Source organism: Paenibacillus sp. JJ1683 (assembly GCF_053006485.1).
The window spans coordinates 1,844,547-1,864,929 of sequence record NZ_CM129820.1 but is presented as its reverse complement, the minus strand read 5'-3'; the positions used below and the strand labels follow the sequence as shown (position 1 = coordinate 1,864,929).

At 47.1% G+C, this 20,383-nt stretch carries 20 protein-coding genes; 9 read left to right on the top strand and 11 right to left on the bottom strand.

Annotation, left to right across the window (positions count from 1 at the left end; translation table 11 throughout):
• The first annotated feature begins 95 nt into the window (after nt 1–95).
• Nucleotides 96–425 (top strand): YtrH family sporulation protein, encoded by a 330-nt coding sequence (locus ACUC6J_RS08095; RefSeq protein ID WP_013309582.1) that lies wholly within the window; start codon nt 96–98, stop codon nt 423–425.
• Nucleotides 426–437: 12 nt separating this feature from the next.
• Nucleotides 438–935, top strand: a complete 498-nt coding sequence (locus ACUC6J_RS08090; protein ID WP_016819615.1) for a hypothetical protein — start codon at nt 438–440, stop codon at nt 933–935.
• 44 nt (nt 936–979) lie between these two features.
• Here the strand turns inward: ACUC6J_RS08090 and ACUC6J_RS08085 are convergent, their stop codons facing one another.
• From ACUC6J_RS08085 to ACUC6J_RS08075, 3 genes are all read right to left on the bottom strand, one after another.
• Nucleotides 980–2,314, bottom strand: a complete 1,335-nt coding sequence (locus ACUC6J_RS08085; RefSeq protein WP_013370334.1) for a DRTGG domain-containing protein — start codon at nt 2,312–2,314, stop codon at nt 980–982.
• 155 nt (nt 2,315–2,469) lie between these two features.
• On the bottom strand, nt 2,470–2,754 hold the full coding sequence (locus ACUC6J_RS08080) for a hypothetical protein (protein WP_039276954.1): 285 nt from the start codon (nt 2,752–2,754) through the stop codon (nt 2,470–2,472).
• A gap of 72 nt (nt 2,755–2,826) precedes the next feature.
• The gene (locus tag ACUC6J_RS08075; RefSeq protein ID WP_016819612.1) at nt 2,827–3,171 is read right to left on the bottom strand and encodes a YlbF family regulator; all 345 of its coding nucleotides are present in this window, start codon (nt 3,169–3,171) and stop codon (nt 2,827–2,829) included.
• A 162-nt stretch (nt 3,172–3,333) separates the two neighbouring features.
• Here ACUC6J_RS08075 and ACUC6J_RS08070 point away from each other — a divergent pair, with 162 nt between their 5' ends.
• Genes ACUC6J_RS08070 through ACUC6J_RS08045 form a run of 6 tightly spaced genes read left to right on the top strand, consistent with a single transcriptional unit; the run spans nt 3,334 to nt 10,091 of the window.
• Nucleotides 3,334–4,713 (top strand): YheC/YheD family endospore coat-associated protein, encoded by a 1,380-nt coding sequence (locus ACUC6J_RS08070; protein WP_016819611.1) that lies wholly within the window; start codon nt 3,334–3,336, stop codon nt 4,711–4,713.
• A gap of 43 nt (nt 4,714–4,756) precedes the next feature.
• Nucleotides 4,757–5,911, top strand: a complete 1,155-nt coding sequence (locus tag ACUC6J_RS08065) for a YheC/YheD family endospore coat-associated protein (protein ID WP_016819610.1) — start codon at nt 4,757–4,759, stop codon at nt 5,909–5,911.
• A 12-nt stretch (nt 5,912–5,923) separates the two neighbouring features.
• Nucleotides 5,924–7,294, top strand: a complete 1,371-nt coding sequence (locus tag ACUC6J_RS08060; protein ID WP_016819609.1) for a YheC/YheD family endospore coat-associated protein — start codon at nt 5,924–5,926, stop codon at nt 7,292–7,294.
• The gene (locus ACUC6J_RS08055; RefSeq protein WP_017425918.1) at nt 7,291–8,397 is read left to right on the top strand and encodes a YheC/YheD family endospore coat-associated protein; all 1,107 of its coding nucleotides are present in this window, start codon (nt 7,291–7,293) and stop codon (nt 8,395–8,397) included. The genes ACUC6J_RS08060 and ACUC6J_RS08055 overlap by 4 nt, the downstream gene beginning before the upstream one ends.
• Nucleotides 8,398–8,415: 18 nt before the next feature.
• Nucleotides 8,416–8,931 (top strand): GNAT family N-acetyltransferase, encoded by a 516-nt coding sequence (locus ACUC6J_RS08050; RefSeq protein WP_016819607.1) that lies wholly within the window; start codon nt 8,416–8,418, stop codon nt 8,929–8,931.
• Entirely contained in the window at nt 8,913–10,091 is a 1,179-nt protein-coding gene (locus tag ACUC6J_RS08045) for a YheC/YheD family endospore coat-associated protein (RefSeq protein WP_019686837.1), read from the top strand. Before ACUC6J_RS08050 ends, ACUC6J_RS08045 begins: the two co-directional genes overlap by 19 nt.
• Nucleotides 10,092–10,193: 102 nt before the next feature.
• Here ACUC6J_RS08045 and ACUC6J_RS08040 read toward each other — a convergent pair whose 3' ends face one another.
• The 3 genes from ACUC6J_RS08040 to ACUC6J_RS08030 all read right to left on the bottom strand — a co-directional run bounded on the left by ACUC6J_RS08040 (nt 10,194) and on the right by ACUC6J_RS08030 (nt 14,509).
• Entirely contained in the window at nt 10,194–10,895 is a 702-nt protein-coding gene (locus ACUC6J_RS08040; protein WP_016819605.1) for an HAD family hydrolase, read from the bottom strand.
• Nucleotides 10,896–10,978: 83 nt separating this feature from the next.
• On the bottom strand, nt 10,979–11,641 hold the full coding sequence (locus ACUC6J_RS08035; RefSeq protein ID WP_016819604.1) for a class I SAM-dependent methyltransferase: 663 nt from the start codon (nt 11,639–11,641) through the stop codon (nt 10,979–10,981).
• A 24-nt stretch (nt 11,642–11,665) separates the two neighbouring features.
• A complete protein-coding gene (locus tag ACUC6J_RS08030) occupies nt 11,666–14,509 on the bottom strand; it encodes a bifunctional glycosyltransferase/class I SAM-dependent methyltransferase (protein WP_045243940.1) in 2,844 nt (947 codons plus the stop codon).
• A gap of 394 nt (nt 14,510–14,903) precedes the next feature.
• Here ACUC6J_RS08030 and ACUC6J_RS08025 point away from each other — a divergent pair, with 394 nt between their 5' ends.
• The gene (locus ACUC6J_RS08025) at nt 14,904–15,977 is read left to right on the top strand and encodes a glycosyltransferase family 2 protein (protein ID WP_045243941.1); all 1,074 of its coding nucleotides are present in this window, start codon (nt 14,904–14,906) and stop codon (nt 15,975–15,977) included.
• A gap of 162 nt (nt 15,978–16,139) precedes the next feature.
• On the opposite strand, the gene ACUC6J_RS08020 is transcribed toward ACUC6J_RS08025, so the two are convergent.
• The 5 genes from ACUC6J_RS08020 to yfkAB all read right to left on the bottom strand — a co-directional run bounded on the left by ACUC6J_RS08020 (nt 16,140) and on the right by yfkAB (nt 20,348).
• Nucleotides 16,140–16,709 carry a manganese catalase family protein gene (locus ACUC6J_RS08020; protein ID WP_016819601.1) on the bottom strand — a complete coding sequence of 190 codons (570 nt, stop codon included), beginning with the start codon at nt 16,707–16,709 and terminating at the stop codon, nt 16,140–16,142.
• A gap of 41 nt (nt 16,710–16,750) precedes the next feature.
• Entirely contained in the window at nt 16,751–17,233 is a 483-nt protein-coding gene (locus tag ACUC6J_RS08015) for a spore coat protein CotJB (RefSeq protein WP_016819600.1), read from the bottom strand.
• Between the two features lies 1 nt (nt 17,234).
• On the bottom strand, nt 17,235–17,459 hold the full coding sequence (locus ACUC6J_RS08010) for a spore coat associated protein CotJA (protein ID WP_016819599.1): 225 nt from the start codon (nt 17,457–17,459) through the stop codon (nt 17,235–17,237).
• A 293-nt stretch (nt 17,460–17,752) separates the two neighbouring features.
• A complete protein-coding gene (locus ACUC6J_RS08005) occupies nt 17,753–19,111 on the bottom strand; it encodes a hemolysin family protein (RefSeq protein WP_016819598.1) in 1,359 nt (452 codons plus the stop codon).
• Nucleotides 19,112–19,217: 106 nt separating this feature from the next.
• Nucleotides 19,218–20,348 (bottom strand): radical SAM/CxCxxxxC motif protein YfkAB, encoded by a 1,131-nt coding sequence (yfkAB, locus tag ACUC6J_RS08000; RefSeq protein ID WP_045243942.1) that lies wholly within the window; start codon nt 20,346–20,348, stop codon nt 19,218–19,220.
• Nucleotides 20,349–20,383 lie beyond the last annotated feature (35 nt).

The window sequence follows — 20,383 nt, the reverse complement described above, 5'->3', positions numbered from 1 at the left end:
TTATCATATCCACGTTAGTAGCGCCCATAGAATAAAAGTACAGACCCGGGCGGACAAGCGCGGTCCTGATTCGTATACCCAAGGAGGAAAAGAGCATGAGCACTTTTATATCCAAAGCGATTCTCGACTTCTTCATTGCCTTCGGCATCGTGCTCGGAGGAGCCATGCTCGGCGGAATGGGAGCTGTAGTATCGCTTCAGCCGCCTACCCAGACGATGCTGGAGGTTGCAGGAAGGATTAAAATATGGGCGCTTGCCGCCGCTGTGGGAGGAACGATGGACCCGATCCGGGTCATTGAGAGTAATATGTTGGATGGTAATTTGTCACCTGCCATTAAGCAAATATTGTATTTGATTTTCGCCTTTTTAGGCGCTCATATGGGTGCAGAGCTGGTCAAGTGGGTATGCGGCAACGGACGGCCGTGAGGTGAAACGACTATGAGAGTCCCTCCCTTTGAGCGCCTGCGCCCTTTTATGCAATTATCCTCCGTTTTTGTACTCGGTATGATTACGGGAGGATTGATCTACAATGCCATCTGGCATGCGAGCTTCAATCAGCTGTGGATGAACAACCAGGACCTTCAATTCCAGCTCCAGCAAGCTGAAGAGGACAACAAAACATTACGTAAATACAGCAAGCGCCAAACCGTCATCAAAGAAATCAAGCTGATTGCGGAGGAAGCCACGGCTGAAAAAATTGACTCTATTAATCTGAAAGAGCTTCTTCGCCGCGTCAGTCGTGATCTGGAGGTGCTGCGCGGCAGAGATATGTTTGAGATTGACTCTGACAGCAAGCTGGTACGTATGTTGCTGCACCAAAAAAAATACACCGTTCGTGACAAGGAGTATACAATCCAGGTCAAAACGATGCTTGTAATGGAAGGTGTGCTGCAAATCTGGCTGGAGGCCAAAGAAAGACTGCCTCAAAGCCACTAAGTCGATCTATTTAACTCCATCTTCTGCTCCAATCCAGAGGTGGATTAACCATGTTCAATGGATTGAAGCGTCATCACTGCTTTGCACACCAAATGATTTTCCCGAGAAATCGCAATTTCTAGCTTGCAGGTGCGGCGACTCATCTCAAGCAGTAAAGGACGAAGAACGACAGCATCCTCAATCTGTACTGGTCGAATAAAATAAGTTGTCAAATTATCCAGCACATAATCCTTGCCGCTCATATCTCTAGCTGCCCGGTAGCCCGCTTGTGTCATCACGTTGACCAGTACGCCTTCCGAGATCGTCCCTAAATTGGTAGCCATCTGTGGAATGATAAAGCCGCGAAAAAATAATGATCCGTCCTCATTACGCTCCTCAGCAAAACCGTTCCAGATCAGCTGGTCGAACGTCTCGCCAAGTTGTGGCTGCTTTTGGGCGTTACGCAGCGCCTCCAGCACCTCACGCCGTGTAACGGACCCGAGCAGCTTACGGTTGCGGTCCACGACCGGCAAGTAATCTACACCTTCCCATGCCATCATTTGAGCAGCAGAAGCCAGCGAGGTCTGGTAAGTGACCGTAATTGGGTTACGGATCATACATTTATCCATCGTATGCTCAGGTTGAAGTCCTTCCACATCTTTACGGCTGACGATACCAATTAAACGATTCCATTCATCCACTATGGCAAAATGATGATATCCCGTGGTCGCTGATAGCTCTTCAAATTCGGTCAGCGTGCTGTTGATTTTCAAGGTCAGTGTCTTCGGTTTGCTGGCCGCAATGTCTTCAATCAACATAATTTTCTTTTTGATCAAACGGTCAAATATCGCTCTATTAATCATAGAAGCCACGGTAAATGTATCATGACGCGAGGAAATAATCGGCAGACTGATCTGGTCTGCAAGCTGCTTAACCTCCCGACTCGTACCGAACCCCCCTGTAATCAGCACACCTGCTCCTTGCTCTAATGCAAGCGAATGCGCATCCTCTCGGTTACCTACGATCAGCAAACTGCCTGCGTCAATATAACGAGCCATGGCTTCCTCACGCATCGCCCCGATCACATACTTGTGCAGCGGCTTCTCGAGCCCCTCGCTTCCGCCCAGCACATGTCCCTCTACAATATTCACGACATCCGCAAAGGTCAGCTGCTCAGACAAGCCGCGTGGACGCTTCTCCACTCGTACTGTTCCGATCCGTTCCTTGGTAATGACAATTCCCAAATTCTCTGCTTCTTTCACAGCCCGATAAGCCGTGCCTTCGCTAACACTCATTTCTTTAGCCAACCTGCGTACAGAAATTTTGGAGCCTATTTTTAACTGCTCGATATGACGCAATAGCTGCTCATGCTTCGTAACTGTTTCATCTAGCCCGTCCAACTCTGTTACACCCCCAACGTTCAATCTGTATCATTCTGTATCTATTATACCACAAAACCCCTTTGTTTTAGACCCTTGTTATTAGGATATCTTTGCTTTGAAAATAACAAAAAAGCGGTCCCTTGTTACAAGAGACCGCTTCGTACTAGAAACACTTACAGCATATTGCCTTTGTCAGCTTTATTATCCCATTTCATCTGCCACTGCTGCATTTTGGCCCGTCGCACACGCTCCAGCGTTTTACGCTTTTCCTCATCTACACCCAGCAAAAAATGGAGGTTCGCTCCGATGACAAGCAATGCAAAAAGTACCCATACCATCCCAAAGCCGTTGACCCAGTTCAAACCACCTGCCAACGAGATGCGTGGTAATGCGACCAATACCATAGCCAATGCAATCAGTGTGTACAAACCGTGTTTCCATTTCTTAAATGAACCCAATCGTATCCCTTCCTCTCCCTGTGACTCTATGTATCTAGTCTATGAGAGGACAGGAAGGAATATGAGACAAACTTACAGAGACGAACCGTACAAATGTTGAAGACTGTCCGCAATAATCTTATTTACGTCCTCAATAATCACGCTCAAGCGACGTTCAGCGTCGAACAGACGACGGATGTTGAGGTTCAAGCTGAGTACCTCGAACATTTTTTCCATCTTTTCCATCTCTTCCTGTGCTGGCATATCGCCGCTCATCATCCGCTGTTGCACTTCCATTTGGCGTTCACGGAAATCGTCGAGCATTTTCTTGGCTTCTGGATCCGTTTCAATCAGCTTCATCGCTGACGTAATTTCCTCTACCTCTTTGCTTTCTTTCAATGCTTTTGCTAAATCATGGGCTTTGTCATAGATATTCATGATTGTTCATTCCTCCATTACAAGTTTTGTGTCAACATTTCACATTGTCCGTCAATCACCAAGGTATATATGTCCTCATATGATGAATCAGTGCTATTACAGCCCATTCACGTTTCCCGTTACTTTCAAGACATCAAGTTGCTGCCCGGAAGGAGATCCACGATGTCCATCAAAAAAACAACGATTCAAATCATCGGATCGGGCATCTTGCAGGATGACGTACTCATGGTCGGCGAGTCCCTGCTTCGCAAATGGAAAATATCCGCAGGCCACCCCGTTCAGCTCGCCTTCGGTTCGTTCCGCCAAGAGGTTACCGTCATATCGGTACCCCGATACAGCGGTCTACGCGTGGGAAGCGTACTGGCCCGAAAAATGGGGCTTCATGCCAGTCATGACAGTTGTAATCTGCGAGTAACCTACAGCCGAGGCCGCCGGACACTTCGAGTGGGCCCACTTATTAGCGTGCTGGTTAGTCGGGACTATCCCGAACAACCCGACAAGCCTTTCGGGTCGATCACCCTGTTCTGCCGTGAACTAGTCGGGGAATGCCGCAGACAAGGAGCATATGTGTATTTCTTCACCCCGGAGCATATCGGAAGTCAGCCCGGGCGAGTTCAGGGATGGGTGTATGACGGAGGCTGGAAAAAGACGGTCATGCCTGCCGGCGATGTCGTCAATAACCGGCTTACCTCCCGTAAACTCGAGAACAGAACTAGCGTACAGCATTTCATGAAAGAAGTAAAATCGCAGTACGGCACGGCCTTTTTTAATGAAAAGTTTTTGGATAAGAATGAAGTGTTTGATGCACTCAAATCGAATTCTTCCCTACGCAAGTATTTACCCGAGTCCCACTTGCTGCAAACCTTTGCCGTTTTCAAAAAAATGTGCACCCAGTATCCCTCTGTTTTTCTCAAACCCGTGCGCGGAAGCCTTGGTAAAGGCATTATGCGCATTAACAAGCAAACCGATGGTACCTTTTCGGTGCTATCCACAACAGCGGGCACACCCCGAAAGCAAACGTACGCCAACGTCGATAAACTGTACAAAAGCTTAGCGGGAAAAATGAAATCGACACGCTTTCAGCTGCAACAGGGCCTTACCTTGATTGATCACGGTAAACGTCCGGTCGATTTTCGCGCGCTTGTACAAAAAAATGCGTCTGGAACCTGGACCGTAACATCCATTGTCGCTCGGATCGCCGGAGGCAGCCACTTTGTATCCAATCTGGCAAGAGGCGGTACGCTCAGTACAGTCAAGGAAGCACTGGCCAAAACCACGCTGCCCGCAACTGTTAAATCGAATGGTCTTACCTCTCTCAAAACAGCAGCACTGGATATCGCAAGCGGAGTAGAAAAGGCAATTCCCGCCCATTTCGCGGAATTTGGTATTGATTTGGCGATTGACAGCACGGGGCGTATCTGGTTGCTGGAGGTCAATTCCAAACCATCAAAAAATGACAATACGCCGTTAAACGATCAGAAAACCCGCCCGTCCGTAAAAAAAATGATTGAATACTGCTGTTATTCAGCCGGATTCAAATGAATCCATCTCTTCCAGAGTCCGGCTGCCAAAGGAGCTGTTGTCGGTGTCTCTTGTTATGCCAGGCATGCTGGGCGTGCTTGTTAGCCGAAAGCAGGACGCTACTCCCCCTATTACCGAAGCCGATTTCTGCCGCAGGCTAAGCTTGTTGGGCAAGCGCTCTGGTATTAGCGTAATGGCGTTTACCGCCGAAGGAGTTTCACCTGAAGATCATTCCATACGGGGTTATGTTTATCGTGCTGGAGTATGGACATTTGGCCGCTTTCCCTTGCCGGATATTGTTTATAACCGCTGTCTCCATATCCATGAGAGCCAGAATGTCAAGCGCACACTGGGAGACATAGCGGAGCAAAAGTCACGCAAGCTCATCTACTGGTCGCGTAACTTGCCTGGCAAATGGCAGGTGTATCGCGCTCTGCATACGGTAGATAAAGTACGGCCCTTTGTACCGCCTACGGCCCCATACCGGGATACGACCCAGCTTGTGGAGTGGCTGCAACGCCATTCGGAGCTATTTATGAAACCACAGTCCGGAACACATGGCAAGGGCACGCTGTATCTCCGGCTGGCGGAAGGAGGTCAGGGACTGTACGTACAAGGCAGGAACTCCCAAAACCGCCCGTTCCGTCGCTTGTTTACTGAATTGGATGCAGGATTGTCATGGATTGACGGTATTGCACACAAACGCGCCTATATCGTGCAGCCTTATTTGAAATTAACAAGCCAAAGCAATCATCCCTTTGATGTTCGCGCGCTCATGCAAAAGGACGGCAACGGCTGTTGGCGCCTGACGGGCTTTGCCGTGAGGGAAGGCAGAAAAGGAACTCTGACTTCCAATCTGCACGGTGGGGGCGAAGCCCATCCGGCAGAGCCTTACCTTCGTGAACAATTTGGTGTGGACAGCACACGTCTCATCATCGGACAGATGATAGAGCTGTCCTTGACCATTGCCGGGGCGTTGGAGGAACGCTATGGCCGCCTTGGCGAGTTGGGAATTGATTATGGTATTGACCGGAGCGGGAATATCTGGCTGTTGGAGGTTAATTCCCGCCCTGGCCGGGCCTCCTTTTTTCAGACTCGTCAGCCAGAGTGCGCTTTTCGGTCGGTCAACCGCCCGCTCGAATATGCTCGATATTTAATGACCCATTCCAAAGCGACAGGGCCAAAGGGCGCGGGCGCCTCCCTTGAACATACGGTATAGGAGGATAAACAGATGAGTTTAACGCATTGCAATGTGCATTTCTCACAGCAGCCCGACAAGGTGGCGTATATATCCACTGCCTTGTTGAAAAGCCTTAAGTTATCTGGAGCCAAGTCCATTCGTCTGCGACTTGGCAAGGATCAGATTCCCGCAACAGTAAAACCCATTCAGAAGGCGGGACGTCATTTATACTTGACCTCCGGCTTGCGCAACGCAATCCGTGTTCCCAAAAGCGGGTCTATTTATTTGCGGAATCTGGACGGAGATGTTCAGCTTGGACCGTTGATTGGAGTATTGTCTGATGCTACTAACTCCACCACCCGCCCTTTCGGATCACGCACAGGCTTTATTAAGCAACTTTTGAAGGAAGGCAGCAAAAAATCTTATATTTTTGCCTTCACCCCACGGGATATCAACTGGCAAAATGATACGATTAACGGCTATTTTCTGTCATCCAGCGGGGAGTTTACACGTAAACTCGTACCTCTGCCGGACGTAATTTATAATCGTTTGCCGAGCCGCCGCTCAGATTTTTCCCCAGCGATTAATCAACTACGCGAACGCTTTTCCCGCAAACGAATTCCTTTCTTTAACTGGAGCTTTTTCAATAAATCCGATATCTATCATCTGCTGGAAAATAATCCAGAGGTTAACCGTTATGTCCCTGAATCCTATATGAATCCCAGCTCTGAACGTATCCGAGGTATGCTGGAGCGGCATCAATTTGCTTATTATAAGCCAAGTAGCGGCAGTCTGGGCAAAGGAATCTATCGTCTGTCCTATGTCCCCAAACAAGGATACTATGTGAGGTATCGGAAGAAAAATAGCAATGTACTGCTGCGGTTTACCACTTTTAACTCCATGCTGCGGATGCTTCACTCCAATAAGGGACAGACGCTAAAAGGCTACGTCATTCAGCAGGGCATTCAACTAATCGAGATTGATAATTGCCCGATTGATTTCCGGTTTCATATGCACAAAGACGGCAATAACCAATGGGTCGTCGTTGGCATTGGAGCCAAAAAGGCCGGACGTGGCAGTGTCACGACTCATATCAAAAACGGCGGTTCCCTGATGACACCCGAGCAAGCGCTCGGTCGGGTATTCGGAGACCGAGCGGGTGAAGTGCTTCAACGTGCCAAGAATGTAGCAGTTACGCTAGCAGAAGCCATTGAATATCACCACCAGCATCTACTGGGTGAAATCGGATTCGACCTGGGCATTGATCAGGATGAAAAGGTATGGATGTTTGAAGCCAATTCTAAGCCAGGTCGATCCATTTTTCAGCATCCATCGTTGCGTGCGGAGGGTAAAGCATCCGTGGAGCATATTTTGGACCACTGTCTTTACCTCAGTAAATTCCGCAGAAAAGAGGAACTATGAATACCCGGGCGGAGCAAAAACCAGTTGTTGCTGTATTGACAGTGCACGACGATGAACAATTTTTCAAAGGAAATCAGCGAAACTTCAGGGATATTCTAGAAACGGGAACGCGCATGGGGTATCAGGTGTACATTGTTACTGTCAGGGACTTGAAGCTGGCAGATGAAACAGTGAAGGGCTACATCTATAACAAAAACTCACAAATATGGGAGGAACAAGATTTCCCATCTCCACAGGTCATTTATAATCGTATCCCCAACCGTAATTATGAACTTAAAACTTCTGTGCGCGCAAAGCTGGATGAAATTTCACATGCCTCAGGCGTTGAGCTGTACAATCCGGGCTTTTTTAACAAATGGGAACTGTTCAAATGGCTCCGTACCTCGGAATCCACTCGTCAACTTGTTCCAATTACCAAACGGTTGAGCAACCTGTCTTCCTTAGGAAAAATGCTGTCTGCATATCCATACCTGTATCTCAAACCGGAAAACGGTAAAGCCGGAAAGGGAATTATGATTCTCAGATTCAACCCTGAGCATCTGATGGCATACAGGTTGACCATTCAACATGACAAAAAAAGCATAACCTACCGATCTGTATCCTTGTCTCGGTTATGGGGACGTATTCGCCGAGAAACAGGCAACTCGCCTTATATCATTCAGCAGGGTATCGATCTGGCAACCTATCAGAAAAAGCCCTTCGATTTGCGGCTTCTGGTGCAAAAAAATGCCCGTGGCGCATGGAGCATTACCGGAGTAGGCGCCAGACTAGCGGGTAAGGGAAGTATTACAACACATGTTCCGCGTGGGGGAAGTGTGGAGGATCCGTTCAAGCTGCTATCCTCAATCTTTGGACCTGAGGACAGCACAGATTTGCTGGATAAGGTTAAAAGTACGGCCATTCAGATTGCACGTCAAATTGAACGCGCATCCGGTCTTTCTCACGGTGAAATGTCTATGGATTTGGGCGTAGACACACTCGGGACCCTCTGGTTTTTTGAAGCCAATGCCAAACCGATGAAATTCGACGAGCCCGAAATCCGTCAAAAATCACTTAGACGTATATTTCAATACAGCTCCTTTTTGGCCGAACGAATGAAATAATCTCAAGGAAGTGGAATCATGCCGCAAATTAGCGATGTTCAACATTTGCCTGCCCGGAGTTGGGTACTGAGACGACGACAGTTGCTGTTTCTGGCTCGCAGTTCGGGCGGCATGCGCATTACTCGCAATGCTCTGCGGCAGTTGGCTGTTTTAACGCCGGAGCAATTGAACACCCCTGGCTCCTCCCTCCTGTGCGCATATGTGCGCACGGAGAAGGGGCTACGGATTGCGGGATTTTCCCTCGCTCTGAATTATGGGAAAGATGCTTGCATCGTGATTGTTCGTCCGCTTTACCGGGGCCGCAGACTGGGCGCTAGACTGCTGTCCGCCCAGCTCCAACAGCTGCGCCGTCTGACGTGCAGCGTAGCCACCGACAATATGGCCAGTCTCAAAACCTGTTTCGGCGCTGGACTTATTGCGCATGAAATGACGACTGGACCGACGGGAAAGCCCACGCTGATATTTTGTGGGGAGTTGTCCGAAGATGAGCAGACGGCAGAGGAAGGTGGAATGCTGTGCCAAAACCTGTCCTAGGCATCATGACTTTGTATTTGAACAGTAAGAAGCAACTGGAGGAACGTGACATATATGAACGCATGATCGCAGAAGGCAAAAGGCTGGGGCTGGATATGTATGTATTCACTCCTGCGGATGTCCATAAGGATCGCAGACTGCTCCTTGCCCAAATTTATGATCCACATAGCGGTAAATGGACTCGAAAATGGCGAGAATTTCCGGATATGATTTTCGACCGCTGCCGAGTGCAGCGCAGTGAGCGGTATCGTCAATTAAAGAAATTCCGATTGCAGTATACAGACCTTGTTTATTTAAACCGACCGCTGAGCAATAAATGGGCCATTCATCAGCAGCTTGCGAGAAAGGCTGCCTTTCGCCCCCATCTGCCTGCAACAGAGCCGTTCGATGGATTTCATAGTGTAAAGCGAATGCTCAAACAGAATTCACTAGTATACCTCAAGCCAATTAACGGCACAGGAGGCCGCGGCATTTTACGCATTGAGCCTGTTAACAAGCAGAGTGGCCTGTATCTGATTGAGGGACGCAATCGCAAGCGCCATATTATTCCCCAGCAACGGGTACGTCTGGATCGTCTGGAGCCGCGTCTGAGTAGCTGGAACATGGATAACTACATTGTTCAGGAAGGCATTCCTGTGCAGTTGCCGAATGGCAGGGTCCATGATTACCGTATGCTGGTACAGAAAAATAGCCAGGGAGTATGGGAGCTAACGGGATGTGCCGGGCGCATCGGGGCACATCGGAGTGTCACTTCCAACCTGCATGGCGGAGGCAAGGCAGTACCGATGAAGCAATTGCTGACGCAATGGATTCGTGATGAAGGCCACAGAGAGAAAATCATCAAGCAAGGGGAAAAGCTCGGACTGGACATTGCTGCATATCTGGAAGAAAGCTATGGGGCATTATGTGAGCTTGCGCTCGATTTGGCAATTAATAAGGACGGTCATATCTACGTGCTTGAGGTCAACCCGAAGCCGGCTCGCGAGGTATTTTCACGCATTGGCGAAAAAGAAACCTATCGTCGTGCCATCACCAAACCTATGGAATATGCCCTATGGGTCTACCACACTCAGATTAATCCGAAGCCGCAGACGGAACAAAAAGCAGAAGAACAAACAGAAGATAAGACAGAAAGTAAAGCAAAGGAAGGCTCCGCCTAAGTGGCTGCCTTCCTTTGTTTTGTTATCTGCTTAACATCGTTTGCATGTATTATTTATATGGTACGCCACAGCGATTTATAACGCTTATCTGCGTTTTCACCGTTACTCGGCGTTTTTATAAAGCGTAAGCAACTGCGTAAAGTCTGTAATAATCGCATCGGACCCTTCCAACTCATCATTCACACCAAATCCAGCATAAGCACAGCCGATCACCGTCTGTCCGTTCTTTTTGCCAGCTTCCACATCTGAGGAACGATCTCCTACCATCCATACATTCGAAATATCGTGCTTGCTCAACAGAATTTCTAGCAAATTCACTTTGGAAAGCGTACTGTATTCCCCAGCGCTGTACAGTCCTTCAAAAATAGGAACCATTTCATACGCTGCAGCGATCCCCTTTACATAATCCTCCAGCCCGTTACTGGCTACGAATAATCGGACACCTTGCTCATGAAGTGCCTGAAGTGTTTCTTTTACATGTGGATACAGAGCATGACTTCCATTCTTCAATCCCTCCAGCTCCAGCTGAAGCAACAACTCGTCCGCTCTTCTGTGAGCCGCTTCACTGGCTTCTGGCATCACTCTTCTCCAGATTTCATCCAGCAGCATACCCAAACTATTCAAAATAAGCTCCTCGGGAGGAGTCTCTCCTTCATAAAGCCCTTCGGCGCGCAGCGTATCAAACAGCTTGTGGTACGCAGGAAGCAATAGCGTCTCTGTCTGAAAAAGCGTACCGTCCATATCAAATACCATAGCCTCAGGTTTCTTCAACACAGGTGCATTGTTCATGTAGTTATCAGTCATTCCTTTCCTATGTAAGTTTACACTCCAACCCCTCTCATGATAAGCAATAAGAGAGGTCTGTGTAAACCTCATTGCGCATATCGTTAACTCTTATATTTTTTTAGAACAGTCCTAAAACAATGTAAACCGCCCCACATATCTGTGTGTAAAGCCCCCCGTGGAAGCTTAAGATCCACCCCACTCCAATACGAAAACCCCGCCTCTTCTATCCACTGTTCCATCGCTGAAAGGTCCACTGTAGGATAATCAAATGTCAGTAAAAGCATTCCGTCATCCCTTAACGTTCGGTGAAATTCACGCAAGGCTGCCAAAGATTCATCGGGGGTTAAGTGCTCCAACACTGATATACATACAATTTTGTCAAAACTGGCATCCTCATAGGGCAGAGCAGTTAAATTGGCATGTGCGGAGTGGAGCCGAACCGGTAAAATCTCCTGAATGCGCTCAGCAGCCTCCTCCCCAATATCCCGCCGCACCTCAGCCAAGATGGCATCTACAGAAACGATGCGTATATCCAAATCGCAGGCATAAACCTGAGCGCAACGGCGGGCAAGCTCGAATTTGAACGGGTGCGGTATTCCACAAGCCGCGTCCAATACTGTATCTTGCCCGGACATAAATTGGAGACACCACTCATACTCATAGGGACGACTCCACCAGCTTTGAGGGAGTCTGTAAATCATATTGGACGAATTGGGATCAGAATATACAAAAAAGCGAGACAGATACGGGTCAGCCATATTCATGAATGTAGCCTCCTTTGGAGATGTTTAGATTACTCTTGCTACACAGCATAATTCATGACCCCGTTTCTCACCTTGAAGCTTAGCCAACAATCCCATTTGCTCTGTAAAGGCAAGCTCACCGTACAAAGGATGTGCTTGCAGCAAGGCATCCAAACCAGCAGGAAGCTGGCGGGTGAACAAAGCCACCGGGCGCAAGCCGGACTTTTCCAGCAAGAGCGTCAGTGTATGATCCGAATAATGGTACAAATGATCTTCCTCCGTAAATAAAGGCGAGTGAACGCCATAGGCCTCGTTGGTAAACGAGTTTTTATTGGGGACCGTAATATATAACGTTCCATCAGGTTGAAGCTGATCACGCAAATCCGTCAAAAATGTGATCGGGTCCGCGATATGCTCCAGTACATGCCAGCATGCGATGGCTTCGTATTGGTGCTCCAGAGGTAAGTCCGCTTCTTCCTCTAAACTTTCAGTCTCAATCCCTTCCTGATCTTCATGATCTCGGTGAATTTCCACAGTTTGTTGTATTTGAGCATCTAATTCTGTTTCACCGTTCCAATAGCCTGATAATAAATCTACCTCATATTTGCATTTGGCATAGGCACGCGAGTCACTGGACGGCTCAATGCCCACTGCATTCCAGCCAGCTTGAAGGGCAGCATGGATAAATTCTCCGGTGCCTGAGCCAATCTCAAGCAATTTTCCTTTTCTGGGACTGAACATATCGAGCAACATAAGTCCAAAAAGAGCATGATCCCCATAGGTGGACGTCGCCGCACTATCCCGCATAGCAACCCAATCGGCATTATAAATCTCTGCTATCATTTCCTCAGACTGAATATGATCTACATCCTTACGAAAAACCAATCCACAGGAGCCGCATCCCATCAAGGTAAAGCGTTGATAATCATGAAATACTACCGTGTCAGATGAGCCACACAGTTTGCATTTTACACTCTGCTCTGCTCCTTTCCCCTTCTCCGTAGCATAAAAGGTGTCCTTGGCTTCACTTTTTATTTGTAGTTCGGGTTTGTTCATGACCTGTACACTGGCCACCTTGGCGACATCCAAGGCGTTCACCTGATGGTCAGGTTCATATTCTGATGTAGGTTCTTTTTCTGTATTTTTGTTGTCCTGATCCACCCAGAGCGTGAGTCGTGGGTTCGGGTCCAAAATGGATTCATATTGCTCTTTCCATCCATAACGAGCACTTGGGTCAAGCAGCTGGTACCGCTCAAATTTAGCCATGCGAATAGCAGGTGTATACCAACCCCAATGTTGAATACGGTAGTTGCTGATCTCTGTGGGAAGGTCAAGTACATTTTCGGGTAATCTCCCACAGTGCAAGGACTGCTCCTTCCATTTATAAGGGAACCCCTCTTTATAGCGAATTAAAAAAGGACGGTAATACCGATGAGCCTGCCAATAGTCATCATCACGGTAATGCGTCGAAGACCACATATCAAACAACCTGAAACAAATCGTATCCGCTTTCGTTCCCGCTAACAAAGAATGTACCCCTTGGGCAAAGCGGGATTCGAACATTTCGTCAGCATCCATGCTTAATATCCATTCGGGAGAAGAAGCCAATGTCTCTCTCCACTGCTGCTTTCGAAGTTCGACTTCATTGATAAAAGAGGGTGTTTCATTGCGGATCAGACGCAGAGGGATTCCTTGTAAGATTTCCCGGCACAACGCTCCGCTATCGTCATGACTACCATCATCAATAATGACTGCTTCATCAATGTATTCCCGGTGACTCAGCAGCACGTCTGTAAGCTTGCGATCTGCCTCATTGCATACCGTCATGGTCAGCGTCAATTTAGGATTAGAGACAGGCGGTGTATAAAGCTCACTTTGTCGTGGACCAGTGAACGCCGGGGGTACAACAAACGAATCTGCCGTGTACTTGGCAAAGACAGCAGTTTCGCGGAGATCATCGGGTATAACTGGAGGTTCGTTGAATTTAGGGGTTCTTGACGATGCTGGACGATTGAAGGCTGGAGAGCTTGGAGAAATATCGGAGTGTTCCGCATGTGTTACATGCTCTGGGCGGTTCGATGTAAAGTACTTTAGGGTGAATAATAGCTGTTCTGCCTTCATTCGATCGGCTTCCCGATATAGATGCATTGCCGGATAGTGTGTGTCTACAAAAAGTGGAAATCCAAATGCAGCCGCTCGAATACAAAAATGTCGATCTTCTCCCCAATAAGAAACGTTTTTGATTTTACCAAAATGAATCCCTGCTTCCAGCGCCCGTCTGCGGATTAAGGTACACGCCCCTAGACCACCCACCTCATACAAACCTGGAACATGCAACTGGTGTATAAAATGCAACTCACGTTGCGCTCGCTCCTCTGCGGACAACACTTCGCCATCTTCACGATGGAACAAGTTATATTCATCACTAACCCACACTTGAGGCAATAGCGGTCCTTCCGGTTGCCAGCGTGTCCAGAAAATCTCTGATACAATATCCTTCTCCGTCTCCACCAGCCTGCACAAGGTACGGGAATGGAGAACCAGGTCTGAATCGACTAGAAACAACGCGTCATAATTGTGCTGAAGTGCATAATCAATAAGACGATTTTTAAAGCCAGCCACTTTCCAGACAAGAGCAGGCGGCCAATAATGAGTGTGCTCATCACTTCGGTTCTCCACTTGCTGCGAGCCTGTTAACAAGGGTAAAACCCGTCCCGGAAGTCGATTGGAAAAGTCAACTAGCCACTGGCTTGAAATCGGATTGTCATTATCATCGACAAACAAATAATCCGGTAGCACGTCAGGTGCCTCCAGACGCTCCAATGCTTGAAGGAACAAAGACAAAATTTCCGGCTTCTGGTGCACCGGGCTGCCGATTAGTATACGCATGTGTCAACGCCTCCATCAGGCGGAAGCCTCATAACCATTCCCCCTCCATGTCCTAACGCATACCATAATTGCGACCAAGCGATATGGGAGTGAGCGTGGTATGAATGGACTTACACCTGGAAATATCAATGAAAACGACATCAATACAAAATACAATTTCCCCACTCAACGATAAAACCCATCCTGTCGCACATCCTAACCCGGAACGTCACCCACATCTTCAATCCATACCCTTCCCCCAAACATCCAGCTTTGATTTTCTAATTTATTAGAGCAGAACTGAATTTATGATCATCATATCCCCTTTACATGTTCAAGCCGAATTACTACATAATGAGCAAGCTATCCTAATAAAATGGAAATTATACCAAGTTTTTTGGGAGGGACTAAGAGCATGGTGACTGTCAGCTTATGTATGATTGTCAAAAACGAAGAAGAAGCCCTTCATACCTGTCTGAAATCAGTCCATGACCTGGTGGATGAAATCATTATCGTTGATACTGGATCTACCGATAGAACCCAAGAGGTCGCTGCATCATTCAACGCTCGGATATACAACTTTGAGTGGTGCGATGATTTCTCCGCTGCCCGTAATTATGCGTTTGATCAGGCCACGCAAGAATATCAATTTTGGCTGGATGCCGATGACATACTGGAAGAAAAAGATCGACTATCCTTTCTCAACTGGAAAAAACAAGCCACCCTCTCTTATGACAGCATTACAATGGATTATGTGCTATCCGTAGATGAACAAGGACAGCCGTTGTATAAGCTCAAAAGAAACCGAATTGTACGGCGTGATCGCAGATTCAGATGGACCGGATTTGTTCACGAGTTCCTGAATGTAACAGGCAGCATCTTTCACAGTAATATGGCGGTGACTCATAACAAAACACGAGCTTATACTGCTCGTAATTTGCACATATATCTCAAGCATCGGGAGCAGGGCACCGTATTTTCTGAACGAGATCACTACTACTTCGCCAATGAATTATATGATAACGGACGCACACTAGAAGCCATTCAGCAGTACGAACATTATCTAGGGCTAAATCAAGGATGGATAGAAGATCGGATTGCTGCTTGCTTTAAGCTTGCGGATTGCTACGGTCGTCAAGCACAAAAACAGGAGCAACGGATGGCACTGCTCCGCACACTTACCCTCGATGTACCACGCGCCCAATTCTGCTGTGCTTTCGGCAATTTGTTCATTGAAGATGAGCAGTATGCTCAAGCCATTTATTGGTTTCATCAGGCGACGCTGATTGAGCCCCCGCAAAATGTGATGGCCTTAACCAATTCGTCGTACTATACCTGGTTTCCACACTTGCAATTATGTCTCTGTTATGACCGAATCGGTGACATCGAAAAAGCAAAATCGCATCATCGCATAGCCCAGTTGCACCATCCTACTCATCCAAGTGTTTTATATAACGAGCAGTATTTTGCACAGCTAGACCAAAAATAATATTCTGTTGAGCGCCATTGAAAAAGTCGATTTCTTTTGTAGAAAATCGACTTTATTAGCTACAATCTGCTTTGTTTACAAGTTACTAGTTTTATAGATAGGAAAGGCCACCTGCACGTGATGCTTGCAGATGGCCTTTCCTATTCGTCATACAAGACTCCTTCAGAACACCTTTTTCCGGTCTCTTTCTCCCTTCAAAATTTCTACTGACTCACGGAAACGCAACGAATGAATCACCTCACGTTCACGCAGAAACTTCAAACTATCCTGCAAATCCACATCGTCTGTCAAATCAATCAGCCACTGATATGTAGCTCGCGCCTTTTCCTCTGCCGCAATATCCTCATACAGATCAGCAATCGGGTCACCTTTAGCTTGGATATAGGCCGCTGTAAAAGGCACTCCGGAAGCGTTTTGGTAAAATAACGCATGGTCGTGTGCCGCATAATATTCGCCTAGACCGGCTGCCTCCATTTGCTCCACACTCGCATCCTTGGTTAGCTTGTAAATCATAGTCGCAATCATCTCGAGGTGCGCAAATTCCTCCGTGCCGATGTCATTGAGTACACCGATCACTTTATCGGGAATCGTATACCGCTGATTCAGATAGCGCAAAGCCGCTGCCAGCTCGCCATCCGCTCCGCCATACTGCTCCATCAGCAGTTTGGCCATATGAGGATCACATTTACTGACACGTACGGGATATTGCAGTTTTTTCTCATATACCCACATTTATGTTCCTCCTTTATACAAAAGGTTGTACGATTCCCTACCTATACCTGCCACGGCCAAGGTGATTGGCTCCACTCCCAAGGATACTTGGAATAGGCACGACCAAAATTCTGTAAGGGTCCATATAGGAGTTGATACTCGTTAGCAATCGCCGTTCTTTCCTGTGTCAGCTTGTTGAACTGTTCGATGGCCTGCAAATCATCCGGGTGTGTATCCAGATACAAATTCAGTTCCACCAGCACAAAATCCACCGCTTGGAGCTTCTCCAATAGCGCATAAAACTGGGCATCACCTGGCTTGGTTTGAGGCGCATAGGCTTGGGGCGTATAACCTTGGATCGGTTCTCTGGGTTGACTATAGTCCTGGGCTTGATTTTGATACTGGTTCTGATATTGATATTGGTTCTGGTATTGATATGAATTTGAATAAGGGCTTTGAGACTGATTCGGCTGTTGATGTCCACCCTCAGGCTGATTTGGCTGTTGGAATTGATTTGGGGACTGACCCTGATTTGGATTCTCCATTTTATTCGCCTCCCCCCTGGTTTCTCCTAGGCTCATAAGGACTGTAAAGCAATGGCCATAGCGTTCCTTTCGTCAGTGCCTCCTCTGGACTGAATTGTGGCAGACCAGGGGGCTGAAATTGTATAAACAAGTTTGGCGGGAGCACATAAGTCTTGCACAGAACGGGCGGACACGGATCGAACGGGCCGACAAACGGGGCATACTGACCTTGCTGTGGAAATTTCACGGGCCGGAACCTCCTTTAATTGATCCATCTGCTTTACTATTCAACATATGCCGCATCGCCCAAGTCTCGAACAAAAAAATAACGGATACAAATTTTTGTTCAAAGAAATAAACTATACAACTGCTGCTCAAGCTGATTATGGCATCCTCCCCGCTATCTATATTTCGATTGAATTGCAGTAGTAACTAACTCAAAAAGAGCCTTTAAAACCACGGTAACGTGGATTTAAAGGCTCTTTCTTTCCGCACTCTATATAACTACATATCTGAACTAATCATGGCTATCTCTGTGGATTAGGATTCCTCATCGTTAGAAAGCTCATCTTCAATGACAGGCTCAGTTTTACGGTGAATTTTCACTCTCATAATGCGAAGCCTTGTTGCTTCCTCCACTTCAAAGGTCAGATTATAAAACTCTATTTTCTTCCCTTTCACCGGACTGCCTTCCAATTCCTTGAACAGCCAGCCTCCGATGGAATCCACTTCGTCGTCTTCAATGTTCACTCCAGTTAAATCATTCACATCCTCAATGAGCATACGACCGTCCACAGAGATAAAGTCTTCCTTCATTTCCACGCTTGGACGTTCATCCTCAAACTCATCATAGAGATCCCCGACGATTTCCTCCAGAATTTCCTCCGCTGTCAGCAGACCGGCGGTTCCACCGTATTCATCCACCACGAGAGTCATTTGGGAATGCTTTTTCTGCATAAGGCGTAGCACATGACTTACTTCCATGGACTCAGGCACATTCAGAATAGGACGCACCACCGAGGCCAGATCCAGTTGCTCACCCTGCTCAGCTAACAGAAGATCTGTAATATGGACAAAACCGATAATCTGATCTTTATCTTCAACCGCTACCGGGTAACGGGAATGCTTGGTCTCACTGATAATCTTCAAATTTTCCTTAAACGACAAATTCGTGTACAAGCAATCCATATCTGTACGCGGCAACATGATTTCACGAGCAAGCAAGTCGGAAAAATCAAAGATATTATCCATCAGCTTGATTTCATCCTTATCGATTACACCGCTCTTGGCGCTCTGATTCATCAATATACGGATCTCTTCCTCAGAATGTGCCGCTTCGGCTTCACTCGCCGGCTGAATGCCGAATGCCCGTAACAACATGTTTGCGGCAGCATTTAACACCCAGATTACAGGTAGAAAAACCTTATAAAAAAGCAGCAAGGGCGCCGATAAAAACAACGCCACACCTTCAGTCTTTTGAATCGCCAAAGACTTGGGAGCCAGTTCGCCCAATACAATATGCAAAAAAGTAATGACGCAAAATCCGACGACAACGGATACCGTTGTAATCAGTGTACCGTCAGTTACACCGAGTTTGTGCATGAGTGGCTCTATCAGGTAGCCGGATATTGCTGGCTCACCAATCCAGCCTAGCCCCAATGAGGCCAGCGTAATGCCCAATTGGGTGGCAGACAGATAAGCATCCAACTTTTGGTTCACCTTCAGCGCATAGCCTGCCAGGCGATGACCCTCACTTTGGAGCTGCGTCAATCGGGATTGGCGCATTTTGACCAGCGAAAACTCTGCGGCCACAAAAACACCGTTTAGAAAGACAAGCAGCAGTACCAAGAAGAGATTCACCCCTAGCAATCCCCAATGAAACTCGGTATGACCATCCAATACGAACTCCCCATTTCTTTAGTTAGCATTTTGCACCATTCGACTTGTAAGTTATTCAATTCAGTATTTATGATCGGAAACTGTAATTAGAATCATGTAAAAATGCTTATAATTGCAAAGCTTTTCTTGATTTAAAGTCTACACCCTTGTAATACATATCTGCTACGAGTAGGTTTGGTCCGCAACACGCAGCCGCATCACAATGACAGTTCACGGTCTGATTCAGCGGATGCTCATTCAGCCATTCACCGAAAATATTATCTAGACTGTTTTCCTGAATGTTTCCAAAATCTGGAATGTCTGCAAAATCCGTCACATATACGCTACCCGTGAACATATTCACATTTACACGGTTTCTTCCGTCTGGATCATTACGCACCGTAATATTCGGTTCTTGTCGCAAACGGCGAAGCAATTTACGGTCTTCCTCCCGCTCTGAACAAGCAAAGAATGGTAGTGTACCAAATAACATCCACATATCCTGATTCCGTACATCCAGCAACTTATCAATCGAGTTCCGCATATCGTCAAGGGACAGTACAGGCAAGGCAGAAGCAAAATTCGACGCATACATCGGGTGAACCTCATGCCGGCGGCATCCCATTTCGTTGATCAACTGATGAATGCCTCCTAGCTTCGTATGTGTCCGATAATTAATCATGGACTCAGCTGAAATGAACATTCCCATTTCGCTCAATTCGCGTGCATTCTCTATCATTTTTTCATACAGGCGCACAGCACCCGCGCGTGGAGTCGGACGTCCGGTATTTGCAAATCCCACTTCATAAAAATCGTCAGCATTTAAATAATTAAACGATATATGCATGACATCCAGATACGGAAGCATCTTCTCATATCTTCGGATATCCAATGTCAGGTTGGAGTTGATTTGCGAACGAATACCGCGCTCTTTAGCATACTTCAACAGCGGAACGATCACATCGTCCACTGTTTTATCAAGCAAAGCAGGTTCTCCGCCTGTAATACTTATTGTCTCCAGATGCTCAACTTCATCCAGGCGCTTCAGCATCAGATCTAAAGGAAGAAAAGGGGCCTCCTTCATAACCAGCATGTCACCGACGGCACAATGCTCACAGCGCATATTACATAAATGTGTTACGGTCATTTCCACACTTGTAAGCAAATGACGACCATGCGTACGCAGTGATACAATCGGGTCCCACGGATCATACGTTGGCGATATTTGGGGTAGCGTGTTATTTTGTAGAACTGTCATTATGTTTTCACCTTATTTCTGTTATTAACCTCAAA